Here is a 9,615-nt window from a genome sequence, read left to right as displayed (position 1 = left end):
CACTGGAAACCAACTCCACTCCCCCGGAAAGCGTTGATGCAAAAAACGCAACCACACCCACAAAACACAATGCAGAAACCGCAACTGGCGCACCGCCAAGAGAGGGACGATAAAGGTTGTAAACACATTCCAAGTGCAGCCCACGCTCAGGCACACTGAAAGCGTTCCTACCGGTTCACCACCCAAGGCAGGCAGGCGCCATGACTGAGGCCGTGTCCCACAACGTTCCGCTCGCCGAGTTGCCATCCTGGCGGCCACCGCAACCACACGAACTCCCCGAGTGGCGCTCTCAGGTGCACGAGTACCTGAGCTCGAACATCGCAGCAACAGCCCTGGGGCAGACCCTGGTGTCCGGGCACGCGAACATGGTCCCCTTCATCGAGGGCCTGGACGAGGCGCCGGAGACGGTGGCCGGTCTGCTGCTGGCTCGGTCCGAGCGGGAGCGGCTGAAGCAGGCTCAGCTCTACTACGCCACGGCCGACATGACGTCCTTGGCCCTGGCCGCGGCGGCGACTCCTCCGGCTGAGGAGATCACCGCAGCGCGGCTCCCCTCCTCATACGGCTTCATGGTGTTCGCCGAGCCGATCGGCGGTTACGCGATCCAGAACCAACCGGGGTTCGCGCCGGTGACAGTTCCTATCGTGGCCGTGTCCTGGGGCCGATGGACGCCGCAGAGCTTGACAGCACCGGAAGGGCCGGTCCGGTGGGGGGCCGTGCGAGACAACCGCGTGGTGCCCATCCCCAGGGACTTCGATGGCATCTGGATGACCTTCTACTCGGCGGAGAACACCGCGGCGTACGCCGCAATGGACCCCAATGCCGTGGTGGGTGTCGGACCGGACGGCACCCCTGTCACTGCCGGCAATCTCGCAGGGTTCCGCTCTCCTGTGCCTGTCCCGGTGAACTGGGACAACGAGACGGTCTACCGGATCGGCCACAAGCTCGACACCACCCCGAAGCCGGACACCGTCGCCGAGTGGGGACATGTGGTCTACACGGCCTGGCAGTTGATCAGCCAGGGAGGCAAACGTCTTGTGGAATCCGAAAAACTGCCGCGGCCGCGGTCGGGGCGCAAGCGCGATGTCCGCCAGGGCATCACCGGCCCCCTAGACGTTCAGGTCGTCAATGTCCACTCTTCGCACCGCCCCCAGCCCCACGGCGGCGCAGGAGGACGCTGCGGCGTCCTCGGGGCGTCGCGCCCCGCAGTACAGCTGCCGCTGGCCTGTCCGCATGCACCGGCGCGACCACTGCATGGCTCCTCACGGTCACGCCTCCGGCGACTGCAAACACGAGGAGCGCATCATCCTGCCCTACGTCAAAGGCCCTGTGGACAAACCGCTTCGTGTGCGTGAGCGCGTCCACCTGTGGGACCACCAGCCCGACCAGGACGAAGGCGCGCCCGCGTCCGACCCAAGGTAGAAAGCCGCCAGCGCGCTACCGCTCGGCTCGTTACCCCTATGGCAGCAGCGAAGGCGAAGCAAGGAGAGACGGGAGGTGATCACGTGGCGAACGGCCGCGAGCAGCAGCTGGTGACCTTGTACGGCGGCCCGCTGGATGGTCAAGTGGTGGCGGTCGACCAGAGCGACCCCGACCCCGGCGTAGCCCTGCCTAGTCCCTTGTCCCTGTACGGGGCGTTCGGCGGGCGCAGCTGGTACTCGCCTAACGGCGACGGCTGGTGGACGTGGGACGGAGACAGCGCGTAGCGCGTCTGTTGTTGTGCTGTCGCCAATTGGCGACAGCACAACAGGGTGCCCTACTTAGCGAGGGTGAGCTGGGTGTGGGTGTCCCACTCGTACATCCGCCGATCGCGGTTCAGCACGATCAACTCGACTTGATCCACGTGCACGGTGGCCGGGTCGGTCGTCACCGCGTCGAGGGCGGCGCGTACGGGGGCGGCGGGGCCGGTGGCGTTGCTGTACGCGATGGTGATGTGCGGGGCGAACTCGGCGGGTTCGGGGACGGTGTCCCACACGGTGCCGATCGCGTCGCGCAGCGCGGCGCGGACGGCAGCTGGGGGGCCACTGGGGGTGGCTTCCCAGCGGATCGCTTCGGGGGTGATCTCGGGGCGGTGCACCCTCAGGTCGAATGCAGGGAAGCGGGCGAGCCGGCTCTGGGCGGCGCTGAGCACGGCGCGGAGGTCGTCGCCCGAGACACGATCGGCGAAATTGAGGCCCTGGAGGGTCATGTGCAGGCTGGCGTCCGGCACCGGGTCTAGGCCCCCCAGGTCGGCCAGGGCGGCGCGATACTCCGCGGCCAGGCGGTGCAGGCCAGGGGAGAGCTGAAAAGTGAGGTGGAAGGTCAGGAAGCGGCTTCCGGGGCCCCAACCGGGACGCCACCACCAGTGGTCGGCCATGCGGTCATGTGTCGTCATGGGCGGCATCTCATCAGTCGGGCAGGCCGCGGACCAGAGCGCCCGGCGCGCCTGGGGGAACGGCGACGTAGCGGGGTGCGGCTTGCAGGCACCAGTGTTCGACAGCGGCATGGAGGTGGCCTGCGGTGCGGCCGTCCGCCATCGCGGACCGGGCGACGCTGCGAGCGACTTCCGCCAGCCGGGTAGCGACGGGGGCCAGTCGCTGCTCGGGGGGCAGGGCTAGCACAGGTGCCAGCGCCTCCAGCGCTCCCTCCGGGTGTCCGAGCGCGACGTGCGCGGAGGCGGCGGTGATGCGCATCTGCGCTTCCGTGCCGTACGCGCGGTGGGCTGGGGTGGCCAGTGCTTCGGCGGCCTCGTTCAGGGCCGTTGCGGCGTTGCCGATGCGGAGTTGAACGCCGGTGGTGTAGTTGGTGCGGCGGAAATCATCGCAACTGAGCAACCCGCCGATGTCGTCCGTGCCGTGCTGCGCGGCGCGTGCGTCTGCGATGCGGGCCAGGGCTTGTTGGGCTTCGCCAGCGGCGCCGAGGTGGGCCCATGCGTCCGCTTCCTGGCAGGCCAGCAGCACGCCGACGGTGCCCGGGGCGGTGTAGGACGCTCCCCTGCGGGCGAGGGTGATGGCGTCTCGGGTGCGGCCGTCCCACAGTGCCGTTTTCGCACGGGTGGACAGGGTCCAGGCGCGGAGGCCGTTGTGGTCGGCGAGTTCGGCGCACAGGGTGGCGGTGCGGCCGTGGGTGTCGGCTTGGCGGGGTGCGCCCAGGTCGGAGCAGATCCAGGCGAGCAGGCTGCACAGGTAGCCCGCAACGACGTACAACTCCCGGGTTTGCTGGGGCGGCTGGTGTCCCTCCAGTAGCCCGAAGACGCGGTCGCGGAGGACGCGGGCGGCGGCGAACACCGTCAGCGGTGGCTCGGCAGCGAGGTAGCGGTGGGCTAGGTCTCGTGCGTCGGCTGCGAGTTGGTCTAGAGCGATGGGGCCGATGTTGGTGGATTCGGCCCACGAGGCCCAGTGCGCCGATTCGCCGGCGGCCGCCTCCACCAGGGCGGCGCCCTGCGGCTCCCCCACCGGCGCAGACGGGGCGAGCACCGGTGGGGGCGGCGGTGCGGGGGCCGTTGGCCGGTCCAGGAGGTGCAGATCGGCCCGCGGGAGGGCCTTTCGGTCCTCGTAGTCCAGCAGGTCAGCGGCGGCGCATCCGTAGAGTTCGGCGAGCACCACTAGGGCCTGCGGCGCGGGTTTCCGGCCCGTGGTGGCCGGCCACCGCTCCCACTTGCCGACCAACGAGGCGTCCGCGGCGACTTCCGCGCCCCGGCGGCTCCCGCTGAGTTCGTTGATGCGGTCGGCGACGTCCTGAAGCGTCCACCCGTGAGCGTGGCGCCAGGCTTCTCGGGGGCGCATCCGGAACCGAACGCGCATCTCCATACTGATCTGCGCCAGGTCGCAGCCGGCGGCCGCCATTTCCTGCCGGAGTCGGTCTCTATCGCGCTTCGCGCCGGTCGACTGTGGGGGCATGTCCGCTCCTTGACGGGTGAATCTGCCCTCACGGTAGGACTACGGCGCCCCGCGGAGGCGTCAACTTGGCTCCTCCTGGGCGGGTTTGGGGACAAGGGGCGTCGCGCGATATGGCGTTACCGCAGGTCAGGCGACCCTTTCCATGTCCACGAATTTTGGACACCTGCGCCCGTGACAGGGACCGGCGGTCTTGGAACTGTGGAGTCCCGAACAGCCGCGCACCGCCCGCCCGCGTGAAAGGGCCACCCGTCATGGCACATCTGCCTCCGCCCACGAAGACCGCGTCCCCCTTGCCGTGTGACGCCCATCGAGCCGGCTCTATTGCCGCCGCGCACCTGGCCGCCGCGCTGGCCCGGCTGGGGGTGACCCTCCCCTCCCTGCGCGCCTCATGGCCGGTCAACGGCAGCGGCTTCGTCGAGCTGGGCGGCTGCGGCGCGGAGCCGGTGATGCGCATTGTGCAGCGCCTGAACGAGGCTGCCGATGCCCTGGAGGCGACGGTGCGACAGGAGGGGGAGCAGTGACCGTTGTGTATGACCCTGACAGGTTCTTGGACGCCGGTGTGCCATTGGACCGGGCCGCGCACCTGCGGCTCGCCCGCGAGGTCATTGCTGCCGGTGTCGGCGGGGCGCCGCGCTTGACGCCGGAGGACTACCAGCAGGCCGCGCTCCAGCTCACTGGGCACGCGCAGTTGGTGGCGCGGGAGGTCCGGGCAGCGTGCGAGTACTTTGCCTCGTATGCCGATGCGCGGGTGTTGGCGGAGTTGGTGCTGGACGAGGCCGAGCGACGGATGGTGTTGCCGCTGCGGGGCACGATGCAGTGCGCCACCATGCGGGCTCGGCTGGTCCGCAGCCTGTACGAGCGGCTGGATCGCCTCCAGAGCGCCGCCGCTGCTCCCTTGGCGGCCCCCTGAGCCGTCCGGCGCTTTCCCCCGTGAGCCCGGACGACGAGAAGCCCGACGAACCGCATCGCGGTGCGTCGGGCTTCTTTGTGTTCAGGCGTCAGGACGTGGCCCGGTACGTCGCGGACGCTGGCCACGAGCATTCGCCGGATTCGTGACCGTCCTGCGGATCGTGGCCAGGGTCGTACTCGCACTGTTGCCAGTCCAGGTAGATGCCCGGCCCCGCGTCTGGGTCCGTCGGCAGGTGCAGCGCGGGGCACTGGTCCGGCTCGATTTCCGGGGGCGGCGGCGCGATGTCCAGGGCGGCTAGGGCGGCGCCGAGGACGCCGTGCACATCGTTCAGCGGGAGGGCTGGCGCGGCTGTGGAGGCGGCGCGGTAGACGGTCTTGTATTCCTCGTGCGTGAGGATGCGGACGGCGCGGTCGGGCATGGGTGCTTCCTTGGGGTTGGGGTCAGTGGGCCAGGGCGGCGAGCAGCGCGGCGGCCAGGATGACGAGGGCGCCGGCGGTGATGTGACGGTGCGAGGAGCAGGGCGGGCCGGTCCCGCAGGGTCGGCCCGGGGTGGTCACACGCCGATGCTGATCGCGGAAACGTAGCTGTAGGCGTTCCAGTCGGATCCGATTTCCTGGATCAGGTCGTACCAGACGTCGTTAAGCGCGTCCTCGTCGCGTTCGGCCCATGCGTCAACGGCGTCCGCCCAGTGGTCGAATACCGTCAGGCGTCGGTGTTGCACATTCCACCGGTCGCGTCCCTCGATTACACCAGCCTGGTCCACGGGGTAGATTTCGACCATCCGGCCCATGCCGCGGTTTTCTAGGTGGCGTTTCATCCAGCCGGATCGGACGAGGTTTTCCCGCTTGCGTGCCCAGTAGGCGTTTTCCAGGCGCTGCTGGTTCGCGGGGCCCGGCTTAACTCCGGATTGCCAGGACCTCAGAGCCCGGTCAGTGATGCCCTGCGCCCGCATTTCCTCACGCCCGGCACGACTGTTCAGGTACTTGAGTCGCGCTTTCAGGCCGCGGTCCGTGGTAACCGGCAATCGGACGCCATATTCATGGACTACGCGATTCATTTCCAGGGCGAGCGCTTCCCCTCCTTTCACGCCCCGTGCGCCGTACTTGTGCCATTCTCCCCAGCGGCGCCACATTTCGTCGGACGCGGGCATTATCGCTTACCCCCCACGGTGTAGACGTTCTTCGCCTTGACTTGGCTTAGGCTGCGCCCCTCGGGGAATGCCAGCACGGTCTTACCCCTGCGCTGGATCGTGGCTTCCCGCCAGTTCCCGACGACGTGAAGTTCATCGGTTCCCGTGACTCGCGCGACCAGCAATCCCGCTTCATCTGCCCGGAGAGCGAGACGGATCATGTTCGCGTTTGCTTTGGCCCGGATGATGTGCATCCAGTCGGGGCGTCGAATCTGATCGTTGAACGGGGATTCTCCGGAAGTGGACACGAACTTAGAATACAGGGATTTCACGAACTCATAGGTGAGTTCGTCGTTTTCCTCGATGGCTTTTTCCCTGACATCTACCAGCGTCCGGCGCATCTTCTTCAGCAGGCTCTCCGTGGCGCCGGAGACCAGGGAGCGCACGATCCGGGGCGGGTCACACAGGTCAGCGTCGGCCAGTTCCAGGAGCAGCCGCAGCGTCTCCTCCGAGACCCACACGTCCCCCTTTTTCTTCCGCTCACCCCCCATAGGGTTTGGCAGGTGTTCGTGGACCCATTTCGGTGGCGTGATGAGGTAGACGCCGGCCCGCTTAGGATTGTGTTCCGGCGGCCCCTCCACAAGTTGCCCGATGGGGAGGTGACAGTTAAACGCGTTGAGATACATCGCGTTCATGTCCAGCGCGGTTACTTCCGCACCCTTGATGACGGCGGGGTTGCGCCACTTCGAATCTGGGCGCGCTTCCCAGATTTGATCCGCTCGCTCTTTTGCGGTCTTCCGCAGCACCTCGTCCGTGGGCGGGAATACGCTATGTTCGTAGCGCCCCGTGGCCCGCGTGCGATTAAACAGGTGCATCACGGTCGGAATAGCGATGCGCTTCAACTCTTCCAGCGCAGCGTCAAAATCTCCGCCCGTTTTCTGTACTGCACCCTCCACCGCAACGTGGATATACTCGGCGAGTTCTGACGGGTCCTGCGACTCAGAGTGACGCTTATCCTGATCGCGCCCTGCTGGTTTATCCGACGGTTCGGGCGTCGGGATTTCCACTGCGGCCACGGTCGATGGGGCACTGTAAAGGCACATGCCCATCGCGTGCTGCGGCCGCCCGCCGGCCCGCGCGGTCACGGGCTGACCGCACAGCACGCACGGCTCCGGCAGCGCCTGGACGATCCTGCCGCCCTCGTCCATGTCGGGCGGCAGGATCTCCCGGGGCAGCGCCTGCTCTGGAGCAGGCACTACTCCGTCCCGTCCCGTCGCATCCTCGTTGGTGTCGGGCTCCGCCGGCGGCGTTGACTCGACTGGTTCGCGGGGTGGGCACTTGCCGTATTGGTGCTGCGGCTGCCCGGCGGCGCGGTTCTCGACTGGGACACCGCACAGCACGCAGGGCGCCAACTCCGCGCGAACCAGGGAACCAAACGCGTCCCGATCTGGCTCTTCGGCGAACGCGACGCGCCCTCCGTCGACCGCCAGCGCAGGTGCCACGGCGGGTTCCGTCGACTTCGTAGCCTTCCGGGACTTCGGGGGCTCAGCCACCGGCGTCAGCGCCTGCTGCGTGCCAGCGGGCAGACGCAGCCTCTCCGGCAATTTGTCGGCGGCGTGAGTGGGGCCGGCTAGGAGATCGAGCGTCGGCATGCCCCAGTGGGCGGCCAGTGCGTCCGCGTCATCGAACGTCAGCTTCGTCTGGCCGCCGAACTTCCTGGAGAACGCGCTGGGCTTGGTCCCGATGGCGGCGGCCACTTCCCCTTGGCGTTCTCTGGTCAACCGCATGAGTGCGGCAATCGTGAGACGTAGCGTCTCCTCAGTACCGGTCATGATGCAAAACTAGCAATCTCTTGCATTTCTCGCAATGCATTTTATGCAACTCGCCTTGGGGTCCCCGTCGCCAATTGGCGACGGGCCGCCCGATCGGGCTGATTCGCCACAAGGGCCGCACGCGGTGCATCCACCGGTGGTGGCGGCCGGTACCGTCCAGGGCATGACTACCTCTCGCCCCGTGCCAACCCTGCCCTCTGAGGGTCGCCGGGTGGCCTTCGTAGGGAAGGGCGGCGCGGGCAAGAGCACGATGCTCGCGCAGTGCCTGGCCTACTGGGACTCCTACGGCGTGTCGTGCATCGGCATAGACACCGACGTTCCCGGCGAAGACGAGAACGGCACGCTCTACGAGCACGCGCAGCTAGCTGATTTGGGGGCGCCGGTCTACCCCGCGCCCGCCGTGCACCAGATCCGGAACGAGGCGCTGCGACTGTGCCCCCAGAAGGGGCTGTGCGCCCTCGATACGGGCGCGTGGGAGCGCAGGTCCGGGGGTCCACATGCCGCGGTCCTCAGTGCCGTCGACCTGGCTGTGTTGTGCCTTCAGCCCACCGGCAACGAGATCAACCGGGCGGGGTCGGTGTTGAACGCGATCGAGCAGCTACGGGCGACGGGCGCCCGGGCACCGGAACTCGTGATCCTGCTGACGATGGTGGACACAAGCGCTGCTTCACCGGATGACGTGGACGACGAACTATCCAAGGCCGGGTACACCGTGCTGCGTTCGCGGTATGCACTCTCCAACGGGCGCGACGGGTACGCCCAATCCTGGGGAAGGCCCGTCCGCATCAAGGACGGATCGAACATGGACGAGATTGCGCGGGAGGTCTTGGACGTGGTCGCGCGGTGAGCAAGTCGAAATCCCAGCAGGCCAAGGCCAATTTCGGGGAGGCACTGCGCTCCGGGCTGGCGTCAAGAGGCGGTGCCAACCTGCCCGCGCAGTCCACCGCGGCGCCACCCCCAGACCAGACCCCGGCGGAGCGCCTGGAGGGCCTGGAGCAGCGCATCCAGGCGTCCCTGGCTAGCTATCAGGTCGGGCTCCGGACACTCCAGATGCGGCATCGCGCTGAAGTCGGCGAACTGCTGGGGCAGATCAACGGGCCCGACGAATTGTTCAGGGCAGCCGGGTATGAGCGGTTCGGGGACTACGTCAAGGCCCGGTGGGGCTGGGATCGGTCCTACGGGTATCGGCTGATCGATCTTGCAGTGGTCCGGCGCGCGCTTGCCCCTCTAGGGCAGGCGGCGGTGGACGATGTCGCCGAGTCGCACGCGCGGGAGCTAGCGCCCGTTGTCCGCTACCAAGACGACGAGGCGGCCCGGGACCTCGTCTCCACCCTGCGGGCCGAGTCGGGCGGTCGGCGGGTGACCGCGGCGGTGATCCGTGCCCGTCGCGATGCCGCAGGGCTCGGCGCTCCGTCGCTTGGCGACGAGGCCGCGGGCACTGACGAGGTAGTGACCGCGGAACTGGTGGACGACGAGGCCGCGGAGGCGGTGAACAGGGAAGTTCGGGCGGCAGCCGCCGCCGCGGAGCGGGCCGTGCACCACCTGGACGAGGCACTGCGATTGGACGAGGCGCCGTTTCACGCTCACGAGGCCGCACAGAACACCAGCCGACTCCGGACGGCCGTGGTACGGATCCAACGGCGCCTGGGCGCGCTCCCGGGGGCATGACCCGACGGAGTTTCCACCTGCTGTAAACCTGCCCTGAACTGCGGAAAGCGCCTGTGGGGCCGGACGGTTCGTCCGGCCCCACAGGCGCCTTGTTGTGGCGTTGCTCGCTTAGTGAGTGTTTTTGATCGCTTGATCTTTCGAGTAGCTGGTTTCTTGAGGGCGTTCGGAGTGCGGCAGGGTGGCGGCACGGAGCCGAACAAC

The 9,615-nt window shown here is 68.0% G+C and carries 10 protein-coding genes; 5 read left to right on the top strand and 5 right to left on the bottom strand.

Features of this window, described 5'->3' with window-relative positions; translation table 11 throughout:
- The first annotated feature begins 200 nt into the window (after positions 1-200).
- Positions 201-1,352: a hypothetical protein gene (locus tag ACIQU6_RS43050; protein ID WP_403487919.1), complete on the top strand. Its 1,152-nt coding sequence runs from the start codon at positions 201-203 to the stop codon at positions 1,350-1,352.
- 401 nt (positions 1,353-1,753) lie between these two features.
- Here the strand turns inward: ACIQU6_RS43050 and ACIQU6_RS43045 are convergent, their stop codons facing one another.
- Together ACIQU6_RS43045 and ACIQU6_RS43040 are read right to left on the bottom strand one after the other, a co-directional pair.
- Positions 1,754-2,371: a 2'-5' RNA ligase family protein gene (locus tag ACIQU6_RS43045; protein WP_403487917.1), complete on the bottom strand. Its 618-nt coding sequence runs from the start codon at positions 2,369-2,371 to the stop codon at positions 1,754-1,756.
- A 13-nt stretch (positions 2,372-2,384) separates the two neighbouring features.
- Positions 2,385-3,779 (bottom strand): XRE family transcriptional regulator, encoded by a 1,395-nt coding sequence (locus ACIQU6_RS43040; RefSeq protein ID WP_403487915.1) that lies wholly within the window; start codon positions 3,777-3,779, stop codon positions 2,385-2,387.
- Between the two features lie 347 nt (positions 3,780-4,126).
- On the opposite strand from ACIQU6_RS43040, the gene ACIQU6_RS43035 reads away from it, so the two are divergent.
- Both ACIQU6_RS43035 and ACIQU6_RS43030 read left to right on the top strand, forming a co-directional pair.
- Positions 4,127-4,396, top strand: coding sequence for a hypothetical protein (locus tag ACIQU6_RS43035; protein WP_403487913.1), 270 nt, complete (start codon positions 4,127-4,129; stop codon positions 4,394-4,396).
- On the top strand, positions 4,393-4,785 hold the full coding sequence (locus tag ACIQU6_RS43030) for a restriction endonuclease (RefSeq protein ID WP_403487911.1): 393 nt from the start codon (positions 4,393-4,395) through the stop codon (positions 4,783-4,785). The genes ACIQU6_RS43035 and ACIQU6_RS43030 overlap by 4 nt, the downstream gene beginning before the upstream one ends.
- Before the next feature lie 88 nt (positions 4,786-4,873).
- Here the strand turns inward: ACIQU6_RS43030 and ACIQU6_RS43025 are convergent, their stop codons facing one another.
- The 3 genes from ACIQU6_RS43025 to ACIQU6_RS43015 form a co-directional block, all read right to left on the bottom strand.
- Complete coding sequence (locus ACIQU6_RS43025) at positions 4,874-5,203, bottom strand: hypothetical protein (protein ID WP_403487909.1); 330 nt, start codon at positions 5,201-5,203, stop codon at positions 4,874-4,876.
- 135 nt (positions 5,204-5,338) lie between these two features.
- Complete coding sequence (locus ACIQU6_RS43020; RefSeq protein ID WP_403487907.1) at positions 5,339-5,935, bottom strand: hypothetical protein; 597 nt, start codon at positions 5,933-5,935, stop codon at positions 5,339-5,341.
- Entirely contained in the window at positions 5,935-7,746 is a 1,812-nt protein-coding gene (locus ACIQU6_RS43015; RefSeq protein WP_403487905.1) for an acyltransferase, read from the bottom strand. Before ACIQU6_RS43015 ends, ACIQU6_RS43020 begins: the two co-directional genes overlap by 1 nt.
- Before the next feature lie 211 nt (positions 7,747-7,957).
- Here ACIQU6_RS43015 and ACIQU6_RS43010 point away from each other — a divergent pair, with 211 nt between their 5' ends.
- The gene (locus ACIQU6_RS43010) at positions 7,958-8,593 is read left to right on the top strand and encodes a hypothetical protein (protein ID WP_403487903.1); all 636 of its coding nucleotides are present in this window, start codon (positions 7,958-7,960) and stop codon (positions 8,591-8,593) included.
- Entirely contained in the window at positions 8,590-9,414 is an 825-nt protein-coding gene (locus ACIQU6_RS43005) for a hypothetical protein (RefSeq protein ID WP_403487901.1), read from the top strand. Before ACIQU6_RS43010 ends, ACIQU6_RS43005 begins: the two co-directional genes overlap by 4 nt.
- The last annotated feature ends 201 nt before the right edge of the window (positions 9,415-9,615 follow it).

This window comes from Streptomyces sp. NPDC090442 (assembly GCF_044769405.1).
Classification (GTDB): Bacteria; Actinomycetota; Actinomycetes; order Streptomycetales; family Streptomycetaceae; genus Streptomyces.
This window is presented reverse-complemented; position numbering and strand designations above follow the sequence as displayed.

Coding starts and splice junctions, on each gene's coding strand:
- ACIQU6_RS43050 (WP_403487919.1), top strand. CDS start 201: ATGACTGAGGCCGTGTCCCACAACGTTCCGCTCGCCGAGTTGCCATCC.
- ACIQU6_RS43045 (WP_403487917.1), bottom strand. CDS start 2,371: ATGACGACACATGACCGCATGGCCGACCACTGGTGGTGGCGTCCCGGT.
- ACIQU6_RS43040 (WP_403487915.1), bottom strand. CDS start 3,779: ATGCGCGTTCGGTTCCGGATGCGCCCCCGAGAAGCCTGGCGCCACGCT.
- ACIQU6_RS43035 (WP_403487913.1), top strand. CDS start 4,127: ATGGCACATCTGCCTCCGCCCACGAAGACCGCGTCCCCCTTGCCGTGT.
- ACIQU6_RS43025 (WP_403487909.1), bottom strand. CDS start 5,203: ATGCCCGACCGCGCCGTCCGCATCCTCACGCACGAGGAATACAAGACC.
- ACIQU6_RS43020 (WP_403487907.1), bottom strand. CDS start 5,935: ATGCCCGCGTCCGACGAAATGTGGCGCCGCTGGGGAGAATGGCACAAG.
- ACIQU6_RS43015 (WP_403487905.1), bottom strand. CDS start 7,746: ATGACCGGTACTGAGGAGACGCTACGTCTCACGATTGCCGCACTCATG.